The sequence below is a fragment of the Pseudomonas sp. 22526 genome (genome assembly GCF_052044735.1).
GTDB classification, from domain to species: domain Bacteria; phylum Pseudomonadota; class Gammaproteobacteria; order Pseudomonadales; family Pseudomonadaceae; genus Aquipseudomonas; species Aquipseudomonas piscium.
The window spans coordinates 255,010-278,192 of sequence record NZ_JBQENK010000010.1 but is presented as its reverse complement, the minus strand read 5'-3'; the positions used below and the strand labels follow the sequence as shown (position 1 = coordinate 278,192).

The window sequence follows — 23,183 nt, the reverse complement described above, 5'->3', positions numbered from 1 at the left end:
TTTTATTTCCCGCACAAACCCGACAAAAGGCTCTAAATCGCGGCCTTTCATTCGACCTTGGTAGCGGGACGAATTTTTTTGAAATCACTAGACTGCGCATCTTGCTTCCGCTGCCCGAGATAACAATCCATGTACCGTGATCGTATCCGCTTGCCTTCGTTGTTGGATAAGGTGATGAGCGCCGCCGACGCTGCCGCTCTGATTCAGGACGGCATGACCGTCGGCATGAGCGGTTTCACCCGCGCCGGCGAAGCCAAGGCCGTGCCCCATGCGTTGGCCGAGCGCGCCAAGGTAACCCCACTGAAAATCAGCCTGATGACCGGCGCCAGCCTGGGCAACGACCTCGACAAGCAACTCACCGAGGCCGGTGTCCTGGCCCGACGCATGCCGTTCCAGGTCGACAGCACCCTGCGCAAGGCGATCAATGCCGGCGAGGTGATGTTCATCGACCAGCATCTATCGGAAACCGTGGAGCAGCTGCGCAACCAGCAGCTCAAGCTGCCGGACATCGCCGTCATCGAAGCCGTGACGATCACCGAGCAGGGCCATATCGTGCCGACCACCTCGGTAGGCAACTCTGCCAGTTTCGCGATCTTCGCCAAGCACGTGATCGTCGAGATCAACCTGGCGCACAACCCGAACCTGGAAGGCCTGCACGACATCTATATCCCGACCTACCGGCCGACCCGCACGCCGATCCCGCTGGTGAAGGTCGACGACCGTATCGGCAGCACCGCCATCCCGATCCCGGCGGAGAAGATTGTCGCCATCGTCATCACCAACCAGGCGGACTCGCCATCCACCGTTTCCACGCCAGATAGCGAGACCCAGGGAATCGCCAACCACCTGATCAACTTCTTCAAGCAGGAAGTGGACGCTGGGCGCATGAGCAACAAGCTCGGCCCGCTGCAGGCGGGTATCGGCAATATCGCCAACGCGGTGATGTGCGGCCTGATCGAGTCGCCGTTCGAAGACCTGACCATGTACTCCGAAGTGCTGCAGGACTCGACTTTCGACCTGATCGACGCCGGCAAGCTGAGCTTCGCCTCGGGCAGCTCGATCACTCTGTCGAGCCGGCGCAACGCCGATGTGTTCGGCAACCTGGAGCGTTACAAGGACAAGCTGGTGCTGCGCCCGCAGGAGATCTCCAACCATCCGGAAGTAGTGCGCCGCCTGGGCATCATCGGCATCAACACCGCCCTGGAGTTCGACATCTACGGCAACGTCAACTCCACCCACGTCTGCGGCACGCGGATGATGAACGGCATCGGTGGCTCGGGTGACTTCGCGCGCAACGCGCACCTGGCGATCTTCGTCACCAAGTCCATCGCCAAGGGCGGGGCGATTTCCAGCGTGGTGCCGATGGTCAGTCACGTCGACCACACCGAACACGACGTCGACATCCTGGTGACCGAAGTCGGCCTGGCCGACCTGCGTGGCCTGGCGCCACGGGAGCGGGCACGGGTGATCATCGACAACTGTGTACACCCCGACTATCGCCAGCCCCTGAATGACTACTTCACCGCAGCCTGCGCCCTGGGCGGCCACACGCCGCACATCCTGCGCGATGCCCTGCGCTGGCACATGAACCTGGAAGAAACCGGGCGCATGCTCGCTGTGTGATGGGTACAGTCGATGGCTGACGCAAGCACAGTTGCGTCAGCCCATCGACATCCTCCAAACGACTTTCAAAAACTGTACTACTGTACCGGTCATTTACCCCCTCCAGCCCCTGCCTTTTTCGAGAAAACACCTGCAAACGCACCTAAATGGTGCCGACAGGTACAGTTGCATCATTTCCGAACAGTACAGCACCTATAAACAGTTAACTGGTCCCTCACAATACAGATGAACTGTATCTACAGAGACTGGCGCGAGAGGAGGATCATGGGCACCAGTTAAACCACTACCTAATCCCGCCACAAGCGGAAGGATGCACACCATGGAACGTACACTCAGTTCCGAACTGTTCTTCGAAGACAAAGCTGTAAAAACCCAGGCTTCCCTGCCTCTGCGCGTTCTCGCCAACCTGATGCTGTGGCAGCGCCGCATCTCCAGCCGCCACCAACTGGCTCGCCTGGATTCGCGTCTGCTGGCTGACGCAGGTATCAGCGAAGCTCAACGCTACGAAGAGCTGAGCAAGCCGTTCTGGCGCTAAGTTAGCGTCGCTGGCCCTGACCCACCGGGTCCACCGCCAGCACCCCGAATTGAAAAAACAAAACCCGTCGCGGGCAACCGCGACGGGTTTTGTCGTTTAAGGCTCGGCAATGCTGGAAGCAGCCGGTACAGAAAGGGTAAAGCTCGACAGGTACAGTTTAAATATAAATAAAACTGGACCAGTACAATTTCACGCTGGTGTATCTGTATACGCGCCTGCGTGAATAGCAACATGGTGTCCCAAGTCCCTGACTTCGGCCTGCCGAAAGGACCGCACCATGAACCACATACCAGGACGTATCGCACCTCTCAGCTTTTCCCATCCTCAGATAAGCCTGTGGAAACGCTTGTTCCGCGCCTTGTGCCAGATGCAGCAGAACGCCCGAACACGTCGTGTGCTGGCAGGGCTCAACGATCAGCAATTATCCGATGTAGGTATCAGCCACAGCGATCGCATGGCCGAACTGGATAAACCCTTCTGGCGCTAGTTCGCACCAGGACAGCAGAAGAGGGCTATTCGAACAGATGGGGTGGGCCTAATATCCCGTAGTGGATAGCGATTTTCCTGAAGGGGCGTCTGATTCATCTGCCCCACAGTGGCTACCCGGTGCCCACTCAGCACCACCCTATCTGTTATCAAGGAGTTTTTACCTATGTCCCGTCTTCGCCTGCTCAGTGCTGCTGCCTTGCTGGCCTTGGCCTCCAACGCCCACGCCTCCAGCTTTATCGTCACCACCGATGCGGTAGTCGGCGCACTCAAGGCCACTTCCGATGCGACTTCCGACGTCACCTCCTCGTTCCGTGACGACAAGATCGTGCGCGCCGCTCGTGACGACGCCGCCAGTTTTGTCGCCACCGAAGGCGCCATTCGCGGTGTGAAACTGGAAAGCGCGTTTGACCACATCCGCCAACAGTTGCCACAACTGAGCGCCACCGACGCCCAGCTCGCCCAGGCCATCCTGACGATCTGACCGCCGGTCCGGTGACGGGTGCGCCCAACGCACCCGAAACCCTGGGCGCTGGCTCTCGCCCGGGCATTGCGCTAGCCTTGCCGCTGGTTTTTCAGCTGTCGAGACTCATGCGTTTTTCCACCTTGCTTACCGTCCCTTCGTTGATTGCCCTGTGCTGGACTGGCTCGGCCACCGCTTTCGACCTGAGCACACAAGGCCTGGTCATCACTGGCTACGCCACCAGCAAGGTGACCTCCGCACCGTTCGACAACAAACGCCTACTGGCAGCCCAGGATGATGCCGCGGCGTTCGTTGCCACTGACGGCCACCTGCGCGGAGCCCGGCTGGAATCAGCCCTGAAATACCTGCGTAAAACCCAGCCACAACTTCATGCCGGCGACCTTGAACTGGCGCAGGCAATTCTCGTCCAATAAATATCCCTGTCATCCCGGAGTCGTTCCATGCGTAGCCCGCTGATTGCTGCCACCCTTGGCCTATTGCTGTTGGCCGATGTGGCCCAGGCGCAAACCCTGGTAGCCACCAGTAACATCATCGTTCGAGCCTTTGGTCGTACCATCGATTTCACCTCGGACACCACCACCTCCATCCGCGACTCGAAAATCGTGCGAGCCGCCCATGACGACGCCGCCAGCTTCGTCGCCAGCGACGGCGATATTCGTGGCGCCCAGCTGGAAGCCGCCTTCGATACCTTGCGTAACCGCGTGCCGGAAGCCCGCGACGCCAGTGATCAGGTTCTCGCCGAAGCCATCCTCGCACTGTGAGGCCGCTCGCTGCCTGGCTGCTGGGTGCAGCGCTGTTACTCTTGGGCAACAGCGCTCAGGCCGACCTGCAACTGCGGCTCAAGACCGAAGGCTTGAGCCCGGAGCAGCAGCACGCCAGCCAGGCGCTGCTGGATGAAGCGATGCAAGCGCTGCCGCCGCACTTCATCGAACAACTGGACCGTCGCATCGATGTCGGCTGGACCGACGACATGCCTCACAACGCCTATGGCCAGGCATCGCTGGTCGACGAACTCGACCTGAATCGCAAACTGCTGGCCAGCCTCACCGACGGCAGCGCGGCCACCCAGAAAACCCATCGCCCCCATGGCACCGTGCGCCGGGAAATGCTCGCCACCGTGCTGCACGAACTCACCCATATTTATGACCGTTCGCGCCTGTGGTCGGGCGCCGAACGCACGCTGATCCAGCGTTGCAGCCGCCAGAACAGCGCCTCGGGCCTGATCGGGCTGCCAGACCAGTGCCGCGGCCAGACCGCGCGCCGCTTCACCCTCAGCGACGACCCGCGCCTGCTCGACCTCGCCGGCTGGCCGCAATACGTCGGCCGCCGGGGCGAGCGCGAGCAGTACAACCGCCAGGTCGCCCGCAGCCCGGATATCTACGAAACGACCAACCCGAAAGAGTTCGTCGCGGTGAACATGGAGTACTTCCTCCTGGACCCGAGCTACGCCTGCCGCCGACCAGCGCTGTACCGTTATTACCAGGAACACTTCAGCTGGGCGCCGAAGGCCAAGGACACTTGCACCCAGTCCTTCGCCTTCCTCAACGCCGGCAACGACTTCGCCAAACAGCCGCTGGGCAAGGTCGACCCGGAGCGGGTCTATGCCGTGGATTACCTGTTGGCCGAGGCTAACCAGAACTGGGTCAGCCGCTGGGGGCACAGCATGTTGCGCCTGGTGATCTGCGCGCCCGGCCGGCCACGCGGACCGGACTGCCGGCTGGACCTCGAGCAGCACCTGGTGCTGTCCTACCGCGCCTTTGTCGGTGACGTGCAGCTGTCGAGCTGGGATGGCCTGGTCGGCAAATACCCGTCCCGCCTGTTTATCCTGCCGTTGGCCCAGGTCATCGATGAATACACCAAGACCGAGCTGCGCAGCCTGGCTTCGGTGCCGCTGAACCTGTCGCGCAACGAGATCGAAGAGGTGGTCGAGCGTGCCGCCGAGATGCATTGGAGTTACGACGGCAACTATTACTTCCTGTCCAACAACTGCGCGGTGGAAAGCCTGAAGCTGCTGCGCAGCGGCAGCAACAATGCCCAGCTCACCGGACTGGACAGCATCATGCCCAACGGCCTGCTGGAAGTGCTCAAGGGCCGCGGCCTGGCCGACACCAGCGTACTGGACGACCCTCGCGAAGCCTTGCGCCTGGGGTATCGTTTCGACTCCTTCCGCGACCGTTACCAGGCGATGTTCGAGGTGTTGAAAAAACACCTGCCGATCAAGCAGAACAGCGTCGAAGACTGGCTATCCCTGAGCGCCGCAGAGCGCCGCCAGTGGTTCGACCAGGCGGATCTGCGCACCAGCGCCGCCTTGCTGCTGCTCGAACAGGCGAGCTTCCGGCGCCAGCTGTTGCTGGCCCAGGACGAGGTCAAACAGCGTTACCTGGGGGCCCGCGACCTGCAGAACGGCGGCATGGACAAGGCCAACAAGACCCTGCAGGAAATCCTCGCCAACAGCGGCTTCCTCAGCCGCCCGGCCGAGTTGCTGGGTAGCGGCGGCTACGGCTTGCCACAGCCGAGCGAATGGCAACGCCTGGAATCGGAAAGCAGCCTGCGCCAGAAACAGTTGCAGGCCCTGACCGGCGATCTGGACAAGGAAGTGCGGGCCTTGCTGGAGCCGAACCGCGCCGCTGAAATCGCCGCAAACGAAGCCAACCTGAAACAGCTGGGCGAACATTTGCGGGCCTTGCACAAGGCCGCGGGCGGGCTGGAGCTTCCCTGACGCTAAAAGCATCGCGGGCAAGCCTCGCTCCTACAAGGATGCATTGCCCGCACTTTACAACGTCTCCTCGGCCTCTCCCGGCAACTGCTCATCCAGGTGTAGCCAGGGCAAACGGCTGTCGGTCCAGATATGCCGCTCGGCCGGCGCCAGCTCCGGATGATCCAGGGTGGCGATGGTCACATCGATGCTGTCCGGGCTCAGTTGGGTGACCAACGCCAAATGCGCCCCGCAGTTCGGGCAGAAATACCGCGCGCAGCCCGGCGAGGAGTGGTAACACGCCGGCGTCCCGGCCAGCCACTGGAAAGCCGGGCGGGGCAGGGTGATCCAGGTGGTCACCAGGCCGCCGCTGACCCGCCGGCAGATCGAACAATGGCAATGGGCGATATCGCGCAGCGGCCCACTGAACTGATAACGCAGTCGGCCGCAGTGGCAACCACCGGTATGCAACAGGCTCATACAAGGACCTCCCATCGAATGGCCGGGCCAGCGGAAAACTCCGCCGGCAGGTCGATCTGGTTGTTTTTTAACCGCACGTCGGCTCGCGACGCATCCGAACATTGCTTTCTACAACGAAAGGTAGCTGAAAGCTTCCGCGATTAGGATCGCCTCCACTGCCGGCAACAGACCGGTTGGCCAATGGGCGTTTTTTCACGCCTCCAGGCCCAATTAACAACAACAATGGTGATTCTGATGTCCGTTCGTACCCGCCTTTTCGCCCCGCTTCCTCCAGCCCGTCCCGCGCTTCCCGTTCTGCGCTGACCCCATCCGGTTCGCCATTCCCTAGCCGCGCTACGCCTGGAGTATTCCCATGCTGACTTTCCTTGGCTTCGCCATGGTCATCACCTTCATGTTCCTGATCATGACCAAGCGCCTGTCCGCGCTGATCGCTCTGATCATCGTTCCTATCCTGTTCGCGCTGTTCGGCGGCTTCGCCCCGAAGATCGGCCCGATGATGCTCGAAGGCATCACCAAGCTGGCGCCGACCGGCGTGATGCTGATGTTCGCCATCCTGTATTTCGCCCTGATGATCGACTCCGGCCTGTTCGACCCGGCCGTGCGCAAGATCCTCAAGCTGGTCAAGGGTGACCCGCTCAAAGTCTCGGTCGGTACCGCCGTGCTCGCGCTGGTGGTGTCCCTGGACGGTGACGGCGCCACCACCTACATGATCTGCGTGGCGGCCATGCTGCCGCTGTACAGCCGCATCGGCATGAGCCCGCGGATCATGGCCGGCCTGATCATCCTGGCTGGCGGCGTGATGAACATGACCCCCTGGGGTGGCCCGACCGCCCGTGCCGCCAGTGCGCTGCATGTCGACCCGTCGGACATCTTCGTGCCGATGATCCCGGCGATGCTGGCCGGCGTGGTGGCGATCCTGGTGATCGCCTACATGTACGGCAAGCGCGAACGTGCGCGCCTGGGTGAACTGCACCTGCAGGGCGACGAGATCGACCACAGCGAAATCAGCGTTTCGCAATTCCCGGACGCCCGCCGTCCGAAGCTGATCTGGTTCAACGGCGCCCTGACCTTCGCCCTGATGTGCGCCCTGATCGCCGGCCTGCTGCCGCTGCCGGTGCTGTTCATGGTGGCCTTCAGTATCGCGATGATCGTCAACTACCCGTGCCTGCAACAGCAGAAAGACCGTGTCGCGGCCCATGCCGGCAGCGTCCTGTCGGTAGTCGGGCTGATCTTCGCCGCCGGTATCTTCACCGGCATCCTGACCGGTACCGGCATGGTCGACGCCATGTCGAAAAGCCTGCTGGCCGTGATTCCGGATGCCTTGGGCCCGTACCTGGCGGTAATCACCGCGCTGGTGAGCATGCCGTTCACCTTCTTCATGTCCAACGATGCCTTCTATTACGGTGTGCTGCCCGTTCTCGCCGAGGCTGCCAGTCACTACGGCATCACCGCGGTGGAAATGGCACGTGCCTCGATCGTCGGCCAACCCGTCCACTTGCTCAGCCCGCTGGTACCATCCACCTACCTGCTGGTGGCCCTGGCCGGTATCGAGTTCGGCGATCACCAGCGCTTCACCCTCAAGTGGGCAGTACTGGTTTGCCTGTGCATAATGTTCGCCGCCTTGCTGATGGGGATTTTTCCGCTGTTCAGCACTCTATAAAAAGCAATGACTCACCGCGTCGGCCGCTAGACTTCGCTCTCTGAAATCTCGACTGGCGCGGTACAACACTCGCTCAAAGGAATACACATGGAATGGCTGACCAACCCGGAAATCTGGGTTGCCTTCTTTACCCTGACCGCCCTGGAAATCGTCCTGGGTATCGACAACATCATCATGATCTCGATCCTGGTCAGCCGCATGCCCAAACACATGCAGGCACGGACCCGGATTTTCGGTCTGGCGCTGGCCATGATCACGCGGATCCTTTTGCTGCTGTCGATCACCTGGGTCATGCGCCTGACCGCCGACCTGTTCGTGGTCTTCGACCAGGGTATTTCCGGGCGTGACCTGATCCTGTTCTTCGGTGGCCTGTTCCTGCTCTGGAAAAGCTCCCAGGAGATGTACCACGCCCTGGAAGGCGAGGACGAAACCGCCGATGAACCAGGCGGCAAGGGCGGCAACTTCCTCTACACCATCATCCAGATCGCGATCATCGACATCGTGTTCTCCCTGGACTCGGTGATCACCGCCGTCGGCATGGTCTCCCATGTGCCGGTCATGGTCGCTGCGATCATCGTCGCGGTACTGGTGATGATGCTGGCTTCCGGCACCATCAGCGAGTTCATCGACAAGCACCCGTCGCTGAAGATGCTGGCGCTGTCGTTCCTGCTGGTGGTCGGTACCGTACTGATCGCCGAGGCGTTCGAAGTGCACGTGCCAAAAGGCTACGTCTACTTCGCCATGGCCTTCTCGCTGGCGGTGGAGGCGATCAACATCAAGATGCGCACCGCCATCGCGAAAAAGAAAAAGCAGCAGGACCCGGTGAAACTGCGCAAGGACATCCCGGGTCAATAACCCGAGAGCGCAGCAGAAAAAGGGGCTTTCGAGCCCCTTTTTCATGCCCGCAAAAAGCCGTTTTCTTTATGACAGTTTTGTTTCAATCGATACATCGGCTATGCGATGCTGGCGCACAGACCGTTAGCCAACTACAGCTTAAGTACAGAACGTAGAACGACGCGCGGCACCGTTAACTTGCCCCTCTGGGGCGCTATTCACCACAGGGGGCCGTTATGCTCACCCTGCTCAATTTGCTGTCCGCCGTGGCCTTGCTGATCTGGGGCACACATATCGTCCGCACCGGCATCCTGCGGGTCTATGGCTCGAACCTGCGTCACCTGATCGGCCAGAACATGGCCAAGCGTCCGCTGGCCTTCGTCGCCGGGATCCTCGTCACCGCCATGGTCCAGAGCAGCAACGCCACGGCGATGCTGGTGACCTCGTTCGTCGGCCAGGGGCTGATGGCGCTGACACCCGCCCTGGCGACCATGCTCGGCGCCGACGTCGGCACCGCGCTGATGGCCCGAGTGCTGACCTTCGACCTGTCCTGGCTGTCGCCGCTGCTGATCTTTCTCGGGGTGATCTTCTTCCTGTCGCGCAAACAGACCCGCGCCGGCCAGCTCGGGCGGGTAGGGATCGGCCTGGGGCTGATCATCCTGGCGCTGCAACTGATCGTCGAAGCCGCCGCGCCCATCACCCATGCCCAGGGCGTGAAAGTCCTGTTCGCCTCGCTGACCGGCGACATCCTGCTCGACGCCCTGATGGGCGCGCTGTTCGCCATGATTTCCTACTCCAGCCTGGCCGCCGTGCTGCTCACCGCGACCCTGGCCGGTGCCGGCGTGATCAGCCTGCCGGTGGCCATCGGCCTGGTGATCGGCGCCAACATCGGCAGCGGGGTGCTGGCCTTTCTCAGCACCAACATGCAGAACGCCGCCGGCCGCCAGGTGGCGCTGGGCAGCCTGCTGTACAAGCTGATCGGCCTGCTGCTGATCATTCCGGTGCTCGACCCGCTCGCCCACTGGATGGACAGCCTGGACTTCAGTCCGCAAGAGGTGGTGATCGGTTTCCACCTGCTCTACAACACCCTGCGTTGCCTGGTGCTGCTGCCGACGGTCGAGCCGATGGCCAAGGTCTGTGCCTGGCTGCTGCCGGAGCGCCCGGAAACCAATGGCCGGGCCAAGCCTCGCCACCTCGACCCGACCGCCCTGACCACCCCCAGCCTGGCCCTGGCCAACGCGGCGCGGGAAACCCTGCGCATCGGCGACCTGATCGATAACATGCTCGAGGCCATGCGCGATGTGCTGCACGGCAAGCAGACCGCGATCACCCAGGAAATGCGCAATCTCAGCGACGACGTCGAAGTGCTCTACAACGCAATCAAACTCTACCTGGCGCAGATGCCCCGGGAAGACCTCGGCGAACAGGACAGCCGGCGCTGGGCCGAGATCATCGAACTGGCGATCAACCTGAAACTGGCCAGCGACCTGATCGAACGCATGCTGCGCAAGGTCCAGCAGCAGAAGACCGCGCAACGCCGCTCCTTTTCCGAAGTCGGCCTGGAAGAACTGGCCGGCCTGCATGAACAGCTGATTGCCAACCTGCGCCTGGGGCTTTCGGTGTTTCTCAGCGCCGATCCGGAAAGCGCCCGGCAACTGCTGCGGGAAAAACGCCGCTTTCGCGCTCAGGAACGTCGCCTGGCCCATGCCCATGTCAGCCGCCTGCAACGTAAAATCGTCCAGAGCATCGAGACCAGCTCGCTGCACCTGGAGCTGATCGCCGATATGAAACGCCTGAATTCACTGTTCTGCGGCAGCGCCTATGTGGTGCTGGGAACGTCCGAAACCGGCGCGCTCGCCGTGGACGATATGGCTGACATCACCCATTCACCCTGAACGTCCACAGTTACTCGAAGTCTGAAGGTTCGGTACGGAAAGTCGCCGAGCGGCGATCAGGCAAGGCAAAAACGGGCGAGGAAGCGGAGTGTAGGGGCCTACATGAGCATTCCGAGCCTGTTTTTAACGCGGCATGATCGACGCGCAGGCAGTTTACGTACAGAACCTAGAACTTACGCCCGTCGTAAGGAAACCTGTTATGCGTTGCCTGTTATTCGCCTGTCTGCTGCTCGGATCAGCCCATTCGTTTGCCCTGGATCGCTTCCAGGTCGAAGGCTACATGCTGCCCAACGGCCTGCAGTTGCTGCTCAAGCCGGGCAGCGAACGCGGCCACGTGGCGATTCGCCTGGTGGTCGGGGTAGGGCTGGACGACTTCGGCTGCGCCGACAAGGAGCTGCCGCACCTGCTCGAACACCTGCTGTTCAGCGGCATCGACGCCAGCGGCGAGGGCGGGCTGGAAGAACGCATGCAAGCCCTGGGTGGCGAGTGGAACGCCTATACCAGCAATGCCGACACTACCTTCGTCATCGAGGCCCCGGCAAAAAACCAGCGCAAGGTACTCGACCTGCTGCTGGCCCTGCTGACCCGCACCGAACTCGACGACAACGCCCTGCAAACGGCAAAACGGGTGGTCGAGCGCGAAGACGGCGGGCACTACTCGCACCTGCAACGCTGGCTGGACCGCCAGGACCTGGGCCATACCGCCAGCAACCAGCTGGCGGTGGAGCTGGGCCTGAAGTGCGCCGAACGGGCCGAAGTCGATCAACTGACCCTGGAACAGCTGGAGCAGCTGCGCAAGGACTGGTACGCGCCGAACAACATGACCCTGATCGTCGTCGGCGACCTTGACCGCCTGTTGCCGGCCTACCTGGAGCGCAGCTACGGCGCGCTGGAACCGGTGGAGCCCAGCGAGCACCAGGGCCTGCCGGACATCCAACAAACGGCCGCCGCCGAGCGCAGCCTGATCCACGGCTGGGTCGGCGACAGCGCCAAACTGCACTGGCTGTTCCCCGAACCGACCCTCGACCGGCAGCACGATGAAACCTTCGATCTGCTCAAGGATTACCTGGATTGGGCGCTGTACCAGAAGCTGCGCCTGCAGCACGAGCTGTCCTACGGACCGAACAGCGAACGCGAGGTGTTTGGCGGCGTCGGTTTTCTCAGCCTGAATGCCGACCTGGAACGCGCGGACCTGCCCCAGGCCCGACAGGCGATCGATGAGCTCAAGGCACAACTGCTCAAGGACGGCCTGGAGCCCGCCACCTTCGCCCGCCTGCAACAGGCCGCCATTGCCCGCCAGGCCTGGGCGGTGCAGGGCAACAGCGCCCTGGCGGATTACTACTGGGGCGCCTTGAGCGACTATGCGGACGGGCGTTTCAGCGACCCGGCCAAGCGCCTGAAAGCCGTCAGCCTGAAGCAGGCCAACCTGGCCATGCGCAAGCTGCTGGAGCAGCCCGGTTACCTGCGGATCGAAAAACCGCTGCTGAGCTACGCGGCCTTGAGCGGGTTGCTCCTCGGCGCCCTGCTATCGATTGTTTTGGCGCTGTTCGGCTGGCGCGCTTATCGCCAACGAATCCGTGGCTGATGCGTCTTTTGTCACGCTAAACCGTTATTCTGTCGGGGATTTTTTTCTAGTGTGATCGCCGAATGCCAAACCTGACTCATTTCATGCAGCGCATCCTGGAACTGATGAAGCGCTACCCAGGGGTCATTGCGCTCGGCGGTTTCATTTCCGGTGTCGGCAGTTTCATCCTGGTGGACCGCCAACAGGGCCTGGCCACCTGGATCGCCGTGATCATGCTGGTGAGCTGGATCTGGCTGATGCTGGAAAACAGCCTGACCCAGCTGTTCACCAAGATCTTCAAGCGGGAAATCCCCCAGCCGCTGCTGCGTTACGCCACGCAGATGATTCACCAGGAAAGCCTGTTTTTCGTCCTGCCGTTCTTCTTCATCACCACCGCCTGGAACAGCGGGCAGCTGGTATTCACCGGCCTGCTGGGCGCCTCGGCACTGGTCTCGATCATCGACCCGCTGTACTACAAGTGGCTGGCCCCACGGCGCTGGCTGTTCCTCGCCCTGCACACCCTGACACTGTTCGCCGCGTTGCTGACCGCGCTGCCGATCATCCTGCACCTGACCACCGCGCAGAGCTTCAAGCTGGCCCTGGGCATCGCCATGCTGCTGTCGTTCCCCAGCCTCGCGTCGATCTTCCCGATCCGCAACCTGCGCGGCGCACTGATGCTGCTGGGCATGACCCTGGCTATCGGCGGCACTGGCTGGCTGCTGCGTTCCTGGGTCCCGCCGGCGACCTTGTGGATCGCCGAGGAAGCCATCAGCACCCAGTTGCAGGACCGCACCCCTGGCGCCAGCCTCAAGGTGGTCAGCGCCAACGACGTGCGCAGCACTGGGCTGTATGCCTACACCGCGATCAATGCGCCGCGCGGGCTGGACGAACGCATTTATCACGTCTGGCAATTCAACGGCAAAGAGGTCGACCGGGTGGCCCTGGACATCCACGGCGGACGCAAGGAGGGCTACCGCGCCTGGTCGCACAAGCAGAACTTCCCCGGCGATCCGACCGGCAGCTGGCAGGTCCGGGTGCTGACCGAAGACGGGCAGGTAATCGGCGTGCTGCGCTTCAAGATCATCGGCACCAACGGACAAAACTCAGCACCTTAGTACAAGGCAAAGTCGTCTCGATCGTGGTATTACGTAGCACTGCGTAAAAACCATACAAGCACGGAGCTTATGACCCAGAGCACGACGGCCGGCAGTGCCCAACTGGATACGTCGAATTCCCCCTCGCGGTTGCGAGTCACGGGGGACTGGACGCTCGTCCATTACACCGAGCTCAAGCACCTCTGCGAAAAGCTCACCGGACAGTACGACAGCAGCACCCACATCGACCTCAACGGTCTCGGCGCCCTGGACACCGCGGGCGCCTCGCTGTTGGTCGAGCTGCTGGGCTCCGAGCGTCTCGGCAAGTCCGCCGAACACCCCGATTGCACCCTGTCTTCGGCCGACCGCGCGCTGCTGCAGACCGTCTACTGCTCGCTGACCGACTTCTGCGTGCCGCTCAAGGAGCCGGAAGTATCGGTCGGCATCCTGTTGCTGACACGGATCGGCAAGGCGGTCGACGCCATCTGGCAAGACAGCCTGAAGCTGCTGGGCTTCGTCGGCCTGATCCTGGAAACCCTGGTCCGTGGCCTGCTGCGTCCCAAGCGCTGGCGCATCACGCCGATGGTCGCGCATATCGAGCAGACCGGCCTCGACGCCGCGCCCATCGTCGCCTTGCTGACCTTTCTGGTGGGCGCCGTGGTGGCCTTCCTCGGCGCCACGGTGTTGCAGAGTTTCGGCGCCAGCATCTTTACCGTGGACCTGGTGGCGTTTTCCTTCCTGCGTGAATTCGGCGTGCTGCTCACGGCGATCCTCATGGCCGGGCGGACCGCCAGCGCCTTTACCGCGCAGATCGGCTCGATGAAGGCCAACGAGGAAATCGACGCCATCCGTACCCTGGGCCTGGACCCGATGGAGCTGCTGGTGGTGCCACGGGTCCTGGCGCTGCTGGTGGCCCTGCCGATGCTGACCTTCCTGGCGATGCTCTCGGGGATAGTCGGTGGCGGGGTGGTCTGCGCGCTGTCGCTGGATATCTCGCCGGCGATGTTCCTCGCCTTGCTGCAATCGGACATCGGCGTGCAGCACTTCCTGGTGGGCATGGTCAAGGCGCCGATCTTCGCCTTCCTGATCGCCGCCATCGGCTGCCTGGAAGGCTTCAAGGTCAGCGGCAGCGCCGAGTCCGTGGGCGCCCACACCACGTCCAGCGTGGTGCAATCGATCTTCGTGGTGATCGTCCTCGATGCCGTCGCCGCGCTGTTCTTCATGGAGATGGGCTGGTGAACCCTTCAACCCGTCCGCCCGCCGAGGCGGTGATCGAAGTCCGCGGCCTGTGCAATCGCTTCGGCCCGCAGAGCGTGCACGAAAACCTCGACCTGGACCTGTACAAGGGCGAGATTCTCGCCGTGGTCGGCGGTTCGGGCAGCGGCAAGTCGGTGCTGCTGCGCAGCATCATCGGCCTGCGCCAGCCCAGCGAAGGTTCGGTGCGGGTATTCGGGCAGAACCTGCCAAGCCTGGCGGAACATGAGCGCTCGCTGATCGAACGGCGCTTCGGTGTGCTGTTCCAGAAGGGCGCGCTGTTCTCGTCGCTGACCGTCACCGAAAACGTCGCCCTGCCGCTGATCGAGCATGCCGGCCTGAGCCGCGCCGACGCCGAGCACCTGGCGGCGGTGAAGCTGGCGCTGGCCGGGTTGCCGCTGTCGGCGGCCGACAAGTACCCGGCCTCGTTGTCCGGCGGCATGATCAAGCGCGCCGCCCTGGCCCGGGCGCTGGCCCTGGACCCGGACATCCTGTTTCTCGACGAACCCACCGCCGGCCTCGACCCGATCGGCGCCGCGGCGTTCGACCAATTGATCCTGACCCTGCGTGACGCCCTGGGCCTGAGCGTGTTCCTGGTCACCCACGACCTGGATACGCTGTACACCATCACCGACCGGGTGGCGGTGCTGGCGCAGAAAAAGGTGCTCGTGGCGGATGCCATCGACCAGGTCGCCGAGACCGACGACGCCTGGATTCACGAGTACTTCCATGGCCCTCGCGGCCGCGCGGCGTATCAGGCCGCTACACAGCTCAACGAGGTATGACATGGAAACCCGAGCCCATCATGTACTGATCGGCCTGTTCACCGTGATTGTGGTGGTCGGTGCCCTGCTGTTCGGCCTGTGGCTGGCCAAGTCCAGCGTCGACACGGAGTTCGAGGACTACGAGGTCGTGTTCAACGAGGCCGTCAGCGGCCTGTCCAAAGGCAGCTCCGTGCAGTACAGCGGGATCAAGGTCGGCGATGTGGTCAGCCTGCGCCTGGACCCGAACGACCCGCGCCGGGTCCTGGCGCGGATCCGCCTGAGCGGCGAAACCCCGATCAAGGAAGACACCCAGGCCAAGCTGGCCCTGACCGGCATCACCGGGACCTCGATCATCCAGCTCAGCGGCGGCACCCCGCAAAGCCAGCCGCTCCAGGGCAAGGACGGCAAGCTGCCGGTGATCGTCGCTTCGCCTTCGCCGATCGCCCGCCTGCTGAACAACAGCGATGACCTGATGACCAGCGTCAACCTGCTGCTGCACAGCGCCAACAGCATGTTCTCGCCAGACAACGTCGAGCGCATCAGCAACACCCTCGAACACCTGGAACAGACCACCGGGGCCATCGCCGAACAGCGCGGCGACGTGCGTCAGGCCATGCAGCAACTGGCGTCCATCGGCAAGCAGGCCAGCGCCACCCTGGAGCAGACCACCGCGCTGATGCGCAACGCCAACGGCCTGCTCAACGAGCAGGGCAAGCAGATGTTCGGCAGCGCCGAACAAGCCATGCAATCGCTGGAACAGAGCAGCGCCACCATCAACAAACTGCTGACCGACAACCAGGACTCGCTGAACAACGGTATCCAGGGCCTCAACGGCCTGGCGCCGGCCGTGCGCGAATTGCGCGACACCCTGAGCTCGCTGCGGGCCATTTCGCGCCGCCTGGAAGCCAACCCCAGCGGCTACCTGCTGGGCAGTGACAAGAACAAGGAGTTCACGCCATGAAGCGTGCCTATCGCCCATTCGGCCGGCTGGCCCTGGCCGCCGGCTTCGCCTTGAGCGGCGCCTGCTCGATCCTGCCCCAGGCCGACCCGGTGGATATCTATCGCCTGCCCACGGCCCAGAGCGCCACAGCCCAGCCTCAGGGCCACGCACAGCCCTGGTCCCTGCGCCTGACCAAACCCCTGGCGAGCGACGCCTTGAACAGCGCGAGAATCGCTGTGATCCCCCAGGGCGATGTGATCAGCAGCTACAAGGACGCGCGCTGGAGCGATCCGGCGCCGGTACTGCTGCGCAATCGGCTGCTGGACGGATTCCTCGCCGACGGTCGGGTGCAGCTGCTGGGCACCGACGACAGCGATGTGCAGACCGATCTCGAACTGGGCGGCAACCTGCAGGCGTTCCAGAGCGAATACCAGGGCAAGGCCGTGGCGGTGGTGATCCGCCTGGATGCGCGCCTGGTGCGCGGCTACGACCAGAAGATCCTGGCCAGCCAGCGCTTCGAAGTGCGCCAGCCGCTGAGCGATACCAAGGTGCCAGCGGTGGTCGCCGGGTTTGGCCAGGCGGGGGATGCCCTGAACCGGCAGGTGGTGGAGTGGACGGTGAAGCAGGGCAGTCAGCTGGTCAGGCGCTGACGGCCTCATCGCGGGCAAGCCTCGCTCCTACGGGGTTTTTATCGTCCTTGTAGGAGCGAGCTTGCTCGCGATCAGCCGAAGAACCAGTAGCACACCGCAATCGCCGCCACCACCCCGGCCAGCTCGGCCAGCAGGGCGCAGCCGACGGCATGGCGCGCGCGCTGGATGCCGACCGAACCGAAGTACACCGCCAGCACGTAGAAGGTGGTTTCGGTACTGCCCTGGATAACCGCCGCGGCCAACGCCGGGAAACTGTCCACGCCCTGGGTCTGCATGGTTTCAATCAGCATGGCCCGCGCGGCGCTGCCGGAGAAGGGTTTGACCAGGGCCGTCGGCAGGGCATCGACGAAGCGCGTATCCCAGCCGGCCCACTCCACCAGATGCCGGATGCCGTCCAGGCCGAAGTCCAGGGCCCCGGAGGCACGCAGCACGCCCACCGCGCAGAGCATGGCCACCAGATACGGCAGCAGGTTCTTGGCGACGTCGAAACCTTCCTTGGCGCCCTCGACGAAGGCCTCGTAGACCTTGACCTTGCGTAACGCGCCAATCACCAGGAACAGCATGATCAGGCCGAACAGGGTCAGGTTGCCCAGGATCGACGACAGCGACGCCAGCGCGGTGGCCGACAGCGTTGCCAGCAAGGCCATGAAACCGCCCAGGACCAGAGCGCCGGGGACCAGATAGGCCAGCACCACCGGGTCCCACAGGCGCAAGCGCTGCACCACCGCGACCGACAGCAGGCCGACCAGGGTCGAGGCGCTGGTGGCCAGCAGGATCGGCAGGAACACCAGGGTCGGATCGGGGGCGCCTTGCTGGGCGCGGTACATGAAGATGGTCACCGGCAGCAGGGTCAGGGACGAGGCGTTCAGCACCAGGAACAGGATCTGCGCATTGCTCGCCGTGGTCGCGCTGGGGTTGAGGTCCTGCAGGGCGCGCATGGCCTTGAGGCCGATCGGCGTGGCGGCGTTGTCCAGCCCCAGGCCGTTGGCCGCGAAGTTCAGGGTGATCAGGCCAATGGCCGGGTGCCCTGGCGGCACGTCCGGCATCAGGCGGGTGAACAGCGGGCCCAGGGCCTTGGCCAGCCAGTCGACGATCCCGGCCTTCTCGGCGATCCGCAAAAAGCCCAGCCACAGGGTCAGGGTGCCGAACAGCAGCACCATCACTTCCACCGACAGCTTGGCCATGGCGAAGATGCTTTCCACCATCGCCGAGAAGATCCCGGCGTTACCGCCAACCAGCCACTGCGCCAGCGCTGAAACGGCCGCCACGATGAAGAAGCCAAGCCACAGGCCATTGAGCATCAGTTATTCCCCCAAAAGATGCGGCGAATGATAGCGGGGCAGACAGAAACGACAAACCCCGGATTGACCGGGGTTTGTCGATGATGACAGTGCAGAACATGTGTAGCCGCTGCCGTAGGCTGCGATCGCCTCCGCAGGAGGCGCAGCGGTCTGGATCGCGAAGCTCCTTCGGAGCCTATCGCAGCCTTCGGCAGCGGCTACAGGTATCAGCCTTTGGTGACTTCACCGGCCGGCAGCGGCTCCTTGCTGCGCCAGTGCGGCAGGGAGTTCCAGTAGCGCTGGCCCTTGGCGTCGTCGTACATGCCTTCCCAACGAGCGATGACCAGTACCGCCAGGGCGTTGCCGATCACGTTCAGGGCAGTACGGGCCATGTCCATGATGCGGTCGACACCGGCGATGAAGGCCAGGCCTTCCAGCGGAATCCCCACGCTGCCCAGGGTCGCCAGCAGGACCACGAAGGACACGCCCGGTACGCCAGCGATGCCTTTGGAGGTGACCATCAGGGTCAGGACCAGCAGCAGTTGCTGGCTGATCGACAGGTCGATGCCGTACAGCTGGGCGATGAAGATCGCCGCGATGCTCTGGTACAGGGTCGAGCCGTCGAGGTTGAACGAGTAACCGGTCGGCACCACGAAGCTGCAGATGGCTTTCGGCGCACCGTAGGCTTCCATCTTCTCGATCACCCGCGGCAACACGGTTTCCGAACTGGCGGTGGAGTAGGCCAGCACCAGCTCATCCTTGAAGATGCGCATCAGCTTGATCACCGAGAAGCCGAACAGGCGAGCGATCAGGCCCAGGACCACAAAGGCAAAGAAAGCGATGGCCACGTAAACCAGGATCACCAGCTTGGCCAGCGGCAGCAGGGAGGCGAAACCGAAGTTGGCCACGGTCACCGCGATCAGGGCGAATACGCCGATCGGGGCGTAGTTCATGATCATGTGGGTGACTTTGAACATGCTTTCCGAGACGCCCTGGAACATCTTCACCAGCGGCTCGCGCAGGTCGGCCTGCAGGCTCGACAGACCGAGGCCGAACAGCACCGAGAAGAAGATGATCGGCAGCATTTCGCCGCGGGCCATGGCCGCGAAGATGTTCGATGGGATCAGGTTGAGGATGGTTTCGATGAACGCGTGTTCATGCTGTACCTCGGCGGCGGTCGCCTGGTACTTGGAAATATCCACGGTACCCAGGGTGCTCATGTCGATGCCGGCGCCCGGGTGGAACACGTTGGCCAGCACCAGGCCGACCAGGATCGCGATGGTGGTGACGATTTCGAAGTAGATGATGGTCTTCAGGCCGATACGCCCGAGTTTCTTCGCGTCGCCCACGCCGGCGATACCGACGATCAGCGAGGAGATCACGATCGGGATCACGATCATCTTGATCAAGCGGATAAAGATATCGCCCGCAGGTTGCAGGACGTTGCTGATCCACCAGGCTTTTTCGGCACTGAAATGGTTGAGCAGCGCACCAATTGCAATCCCCAGCACCAGACCGATGAGGATCTGCCAGGCGAGGCTTAGTTTTGCCTTCTTCATATCATTACCCTTACTTCAGTTGGACTCGGGCTGATGCGCGAACTGGAACGCTCAATGGCGGAAAAGTCTGTGCATCGGCCCCCGTATAAGGTCATCCCGAGCGAGCATTTACGGCTCTCTGCAGGCGAAAAAAGGCGCAACTATTCCGACGCAAGGGGAGCGCGTCTAATGCCGTAAACGCCTACCCTATGCCGAATCGGCATGAGTTTTTCTAAACAAAACGGGCGTCCCAACCGGTTCGAATGCGACATTTCGGCCTGGCCACCTACCGTGAAACGGCCATTTCAGGCGGCATTCAGCGCTTTTGGGCGGGTTGGGAATGACCTTTGAAAGAAGGGAAAGTTCTTACGTTAGAACCAGAAATCTCATCTGGAAAAAACCAAAAGTTTCTCGATGTACGGTCGCAAAGAAACACCGTGAAACGGTTAGGCCGCACTTCTGGGAATGGTTGCCGCGAAACCCTGCCTGAAAAAGCAGGCCAGCGCTCTGCCGCAAAGGTTTGTGGCATTCAAACACGGCGCAAGTCGTCAAGCCTCGGCGGCTGGCGAGCTTGCACCGCAGTTTTCCTGACCCGGCCCTCGCGGAAGCACGCCCTGTAGCCCTGGGTCCAAGTCAGTACCAGTTCGGGTCCTTTTTCAGCTGTTCCTTGAGCAAGCCCTGCACGCCAGCGTCCGGCGTGCCGAGAAAGCGGTATTCGGCATGGCGGGTCGGCGACTTGTCCGCGGGCAGGCCCGCCGGCACTTCGACCAGCATGGCGTAGGCGTGTTTTTTGTCGAAACTGAACGCCACGATCAGGCGCTGGTTGCGACAAGTATCGCGGGTTTCGCAAAGCGGGCCGACCAGGTACTTGTCGCCGTCCTCTTCCAGCGCATTCATCTGCTGCGCATCACCGGACAGGTTCATCACCCATTCCGGCAGGCGCTCTTCCTTTTCGACGACTTGCTGCCAGGTATCACGGTATTGCGGGTCACTGTTCAACAACTCGTTGACCCGGGCCTGACCGTCGTTGGCCGCCATCGCCGTGGCGCCGCCGCCCAGCAGCAGGGCGGCGGCCAATGCTTTTAAAGAAAGGCTCATGTTCAACCTCGACCACGACGGCCAAAGAAGAAGGAAGCAATGAACATCACCAGGAAAACGACAAAGAGAATCTTGGCGATACCCGTGGCGGTGCCCGCGATACCACCGAAGCCCAGTACTGCGGCGATGATGGCAATGATCAGGAATGTGATTGCCCAGCTCAACATGGTCATTCTCCTTACGCTTCTATTTAGAGGTATTGCCTGGCCGGCCCGCCCAGTTGCGCGCCGGCTGTCCTGCCTAGAACACCCAGCGCTCCTGATAAGCCGTATCGGCGACAGGCCGGGCCTGGTCGACGTCCATCAGAAACATCGGGGCGGAATCCGCAAACCCAGTGCTGACTGCACTGAAGTGGGTTTGAGTGGTGTGATAAGCCGGCAACCTCACAGCCTCTTGCTGCTGGCTCTGCTCCCAACGTGAAAACTGCTGACCGCCAATCAAGGTCACCAGCAATGCCAGGCTGGCGACCAACCCCTGCTGCAGGTGCAGGGGCGAAATAGAGAATGGAGCGAGACGTTGGCGTTTCATCCGGAAGCTCCTCCCACGCGGTTCATTGTTCTCAAGCGCCTGTTGCTGCGCTTGCGGCTTGTTCAGCCGAGCCTGACCAGACCGTTGCAGCCTGCATGCCAGCTTTCAAAGCTGAAACAAATTCAATAAAAACAATGAGTTGATATCAATCAGGGAGGTTTTCCATACGCCATCCTGCACGATGCCGCCCTGGATACCGTGCGAATTGCACGATTGGCCCGGTACTTGAGGACAAAAACGCGATTGAACATGCATGGCCTAAGGACTGTGGGCAAGACCTGAAAAACGATAGAAAACCTAACATTTTCAATCGATTAGTAGAGATCCCAGGAGATGACTAACCTGCACGCTTGGGAATCGACCAGAATTAACCATGCAACTTGCCCGATTTTTCCGGGACTAAATAAGATCACCCACTTCAGGAGCCTCGGACATGGAATCAGCACCGGAAAATCAAGGCCGCATTCTTCTGGTAGATGATGAGTCCGCGATCCTTCGTACCTTCCGTTATTGCCTGGAAGACGAGGGCTATACCGTCGCCACGGCCAATAGCGCCGCTCAGGCCGATGCCTTGCTGCAACGCCAGGTATTCGACCTGTGTTTCCTCGACCTGCGCCTGGGCGAGGACAACGGCCTGGACGTACTGGCCCAGATGCGCATCCAGGCCCCCTGGATGCGGGTGGTCATAGTCACCGCCCATTCGGCCGTCGACACTGCGGTGGATGCGATCCAGGCCGGCGCCGCCGACTATCTGGTCAAGCCCTGCAGCCCCGATCAGCTGCGCCTGGCGACCGCCAAGCAACTGGAAGTCCGCCAGCTCTCGGCGCGCCTGGAGGCCCTCGAAGGCGAAGTGCGCAAACCCAAGGACGGCCTGGACTCCCACAGTCCGGCGATGAAAGTGGTGCTGGAAACCGCCCGCCAGGTCGCCGGCACCGACGCCAACATCCTGATCCTCGGCGAGTCCGGGACCGGCAAGGGCGAGCTGGCCCAGGCCATTCACGGCTGGAGCAAGCGCGCCAGGAAATCCTGCGTCACCATCAACTGCCCGTCGCTGAACGCCGAGCTGATGGAGAGCGAGCTGTTCGGTCACAGCCGCGGAGCCTTCACCGGCGCCAGCGAAAGCACCCTTGGCCGGGTCAACCAGGCTGACGGCGGCACGCTGTTCCTCGACGAGATCGGCGACTTCCCGCTGACCCTGCAACCCAAGTTGCTGCGGTTCATCCAGGACAAGGAATACGAGCGGGTCGGCGACCCGGTGACCCGCCGCGCCGACGTGCGCATCCTCGCCGCGACCAACCTCAACCTCGAGGACATGGTGCGCGACGGACGCTTCCGTGAAGACCTGCTGTACCGCCTGAACGTGATCACCCTGCACTTGCCACCGCTGCGCGAACGCAGCGAAGACATCCTGACCCTGGCCGACCGTTTCCTCGCACGCTTCGTCAAGGAGTATGCCCGTCCCGCCCGCTGCTTCAGCGACGAGGCCCGCGAAGCGCTGCTCAACTACCGCTGGCCGGGCAATATCCGCGAGCTGCGCAACGTGGTGGAACGTGCCAGCATCATCTGTCCCCAGGAGAAGGTGGAGATCAGCCACCTGGGCATGGCCGAGCAACCCACCAACAACACCCCGCGCATCGGCGCCGCCTTGAGCCTGGACGAGCTGGAGAAAGCCCATATCGGCGCCGTGCTGGCCACCAGCGATACCCTCGACCAGGCGGCCAAGACGCTCGGCATCGACGCCTCGACGCTGTACCGCAAACGCAAACAGTACAACCTGTGAG

At 62.4% G+C, this 23,183-nt stretch carries 23 protein-coding genes; 17 read left to right on the top strand and 6 right to left on the bottom strand.

Translation table 11 applies throughout. The annotated features are described in order from the left end of the window. Positions 1-129: 129 nt before the first annotated feature. The 7 genes from ACTJKT_RS17790 to ACTJKT_RS17760 all read left to right on the top strand — a co-directional run bounded on the left by ACTJKT_RS17790 (position 130) and on the right by ACTJKT_RS17760 (position 5,847). Positions 130-1,623, top strand: coding sequence for an acetyl-CoA hydrolase/transferase family protein (locus tag ACTJKT_RS17790; protein ID WP_440787981.1), 1,494 nt, complete (start codon positions 130-132; stop codon positions 1,621-1,623). Between the two features lie 319 nt (positions 1,624-1,942). Next, a complete protein-coding gene (locus tag ACTJKT_RS17785; protein WP_440787980.1) occupies positions 1,943-2,158 on the top strand; it encodes a DUF1127 domain-containing protein in 216 nt (71 codons plus the stop codon). A gap of 277 nt (positions 2,159-2,435) precedes the next feature. After that, positions 2,436-2,645, top strand: a complete 210-nt coding sequence (locus tag ACTJKT_RS17780) for a DUF1127 domain-containing protein (RefSeq protein ID WP_440787979.1) — start codon at positions 2,436-2,438, stop codon at positions 2,643-2,645. Positions 2,646-2,810: 165 nt separating this feature from the next. Beyond that, positions 2,811-3,128, top strand: a complete 318-nt coding sequence (locus ACTJKT_RS17775; protein ID WP_009046302.1) for a DUF2388 domain-containing protein — start codon at positions 2,811-2,813, stop codon at positions 3,126-3,128. Between the two features lie 107 nt (positions 3,129-3,235). Continuing rightward, the gene (locus tag ACTJKT_RS17770; RefSeq protein ID WP_440787978.1) at positions 3,236-3,541 is read left to right on the top strand and encodes a DUF2388 domain-containing protein; all 306 of its coding nucleotides are present in this window, start codon (positions 3,236-3,238) and stop codon (positions 3,539-3,541) included. Positions 3,542-3,568: 27 nt separating this feature from the next. Continuing rightward, the gene (locus ACTJKT_RS17765) at positions 3,569-3,889 is read left to right on the top strand and encodes a DUF2388 domain-containing protein (RefSeq protein WP_009046300.1); all 321 of its coding nucleotides are present in this window, start codon (positions 3,569-3,571) and stop codon (positions 3,887-3,889) included. Further along, positions 3,886-5,847 (top strand): DUF7844 domain-containing protein, encoded by a 1,962-nt coding sequence (locus ACTJKT_RS17760; RefSeq protein ID WP_440787977.1) that lies wholly within the window; start codon positions 3,886-3,888, stop codon positions 5,845-5,847. The genes ACTJKT_RS17765 and ACTJKT_RS17760 overlap by 4 nt, the downstream gene beginning before the upstream one ends. A 54-nt stretch (positions 5,848-5,901) precedes the next feature. Here ACTJKT_RS17760 and ACTJKT_RS17755 read toward each other — a convergent pair whose 3' ends face one another. Further along, on the bottom strand, positions 5,902-6,303 hold the full coding sequence (locus tag ACTJKT_RS17755; protein ID WP_440787976.1) for a GFA family protein: 402 nt from the start codon (positions 6,301-6,303) through the stop codon (positions 5,902-5,904). A gap of 352 nt (positions 6,304-6,655) precedes the next feature. Between ACTJKT_RS17755 and ACTJKT_RS17750 the strand changes: the two genes are divergently transcribed. The 9 genes from ACTJKT_RS17750 to ACTJKT_RS17710 all read left to right on the top strand — a co-directional run bounded on the left by ACTJKT_RS17750 (position 6,656) and on the right by ACTJKT_RS17710 (position 16,958). Beyond that, a complete protein-coding gene (locus ACTJKT_RS17750) occupies positions 6,656-7,963 on the top strand; it encodes a CitMHS family transporter (RefSeq protein ID WP_097306305.1) in 1,308 nt (435 codons plus the stop codon). A gap of 87 nt (positions 7,964-8,050) precedes the next feature. Then, a complete protein-coding gene (locus ACTJKT_RS17745) occupies positions 8,051-8,818 on the top strand; it encodes a TerC family protein (RefSeq protein ID WP_063433628.1) in 768 nt (255 codons plus the stop codon). Positions 8,819-9,033: 215 nt separating this feature from the next. Next, positions 9,034-10,692, top strand: a complete 1,659-nt coding sequence (locus ACTJKT_RS17740) for a Na/Pi cotransporter family protein (RefSeq protein WP_025806799.1) — start codon at positions 9,034-9,036, stop codon at positions 10,690-10,692. A 199-nt stretch (positions 10,693-10,891) separates the two neighbouring features. Continuing rightward, positions 10,892-12,277, top strand: coding sequence for a M16 family metallopeptidase (locus tag ACTJKT_RS17735; protein WP_440787975.1), 1,386 nt, complete (start codon positions 10,892-10,894; stop codon positions 12,275-12,277). A gap of 62 nt (positions 12,278-12,339) precedes the next feature. Further along, complete coding sequence (locus ACTJKT_RS17730; protein ID WP_440787974.1) at positions 12,340-13,371, top strand: DUF5924 family protein; 1,032 nt, start codon at positions 12,340-12,342, stop codon at positions 13,369-13,371. A gap of 69 nt (positions 13,372-13,440) precedes the next feature. Beyond that, positions 13,441-14,589 carry an MlaE family lipid ABC transporter permease subunit gene (locus ACTJKT_RS17725; RefSeq protein WP_440787973.1) on the top strand — a complete coding sequence of 383 codons (1,149 nt, stop codon included), beginning with the start codon at positions 13,441-13,443 and terminating at the stop codon, positions 14,587-14,589. Further along, positions 14,586-15,389: an ABC transporter ATP-binding protein gene (locus ACTJKT_RS17720; protein WP_440787972.1), complete on the top strand. Its 804-nt coding sequence runs from the start codon at positions 14,586-14,588 to the stop codon at positions 15,387-15,389. The genes ACTJKT_RS17725 and ACTJKT_RS17720 overlap by 4 nt, the downstream gene beginning before the upstream one ends. 1 nt (position 15,390) lies before the next feature. Beyond that, positions 15,391-16,329: an MlaD family protein gene (locus tag ACTJKT_RS17715; protein WP_440787971.1), complete on the top strand. Its 939-nt coding sequence runs from the start codon at positions 15,391-15,393 to the stop codon at positions 16,327-16,329. After that, on the top strand, positions 16,326-16,958 hold the full coding sequence (locus tag ACTJKT_RS17710) for an ABC-type transport auxiliary lipoprotein family protein (protein WP_440787970.1): 633 nt from the start codon (positions 16,326-16,328) through the stop codon (positions 16,956-16,958). Before ACTJKT_RS17715 ends, ACTJKT_RS17710 begins: the two co-directional genes overlap by 4 nt. 71 nt (positions 16,959-17,029) lie before the next feature. On the opposite strand, the gene ACTJKT_RS17705 is transcribed toward ACTJKT_RS17710, so the two are convergent. The 5 genes from ACTJKT_RS17705 to ACTJKT_RS17685 form a co-directional block, all read right to left on the bottom strand. Next, a complete protein-coding gene (locus tag ACTJKT_RS17705) occupies positions 17,030-18,259 on the bottom strand; it encodes a nucleoside recognition domain-containing protein (RefSeq protein WP_440787969.1) in 1,230 nt (409 codons plus the stop codon). A gap of 206 nt (positions 18,260-18,465) precedes the next feature. Then, a complete protein-coding gene (gene gltP, locus ACTJKT_RS17700) occupies positions 18,466-19,797 on the bottom strand; it encodes a glutamate/aspartate:proton symporter GltP (RefSeq protein WP_007924276.1) in 1,332 nt (443 codons plus the stop codon). Positions 19,798-20,409: 612 nt separating this feature from the next. Next, positions 20,410-20,874: an inhibitor of vertebrate lysozyme family protein gene (locus ACTJKT_RS17695; protein WP_440787968.1), complete on the bottom strand. Its 465-nt coding sequence runs from the start codon at positions 20,872-20,874 to the stop codon at positions 20,410-20,412. Between the two features lie 2 nt (positions 20,875-20,876). Then, positions 20,877-21,041: a DUF1328 domain-containing protein gene (locus tag ACTJKT_RS17690; protein WP_003177151.1), complete on the bottom strand. Its 165-nt coding sequence runs from the start codon at positions 21,039-21,041 to the stop codon at positions 20,877-20,879. A 73-nt stretch (positions 21,042-21,114) separates the two neighbouring features. Further along, on the bottom strand, positions 21,115-21,402 hold the full coding sequence (locus tag ACTJKT_RS17685; protein ID WP_440787967.1) for a hypothetical protein: 288 nt from the start codon (positions 21,400-21,402) through the stop codon (positions 21,115-21,117). A gap of 433 nt (positions 21,403-21,835) precedes the next feature. Between ACTJKT_RS17685 and algB the strand changes: the two genes are divergently transcribed. Further along, positions 21,836-23,182, top strand: coding sequence for a sigma-54-dependent response regulator transcription factor AlgB (algB, locus tag ACTJKT_RS17680; RefSeq protein ID WP_440787966.1), 1,347 nt, complete (start codon positions 21,836-21,838; stop codon positions 23,180-23,182). Position 23,183 lies beyond the last annotated feature (1 nt).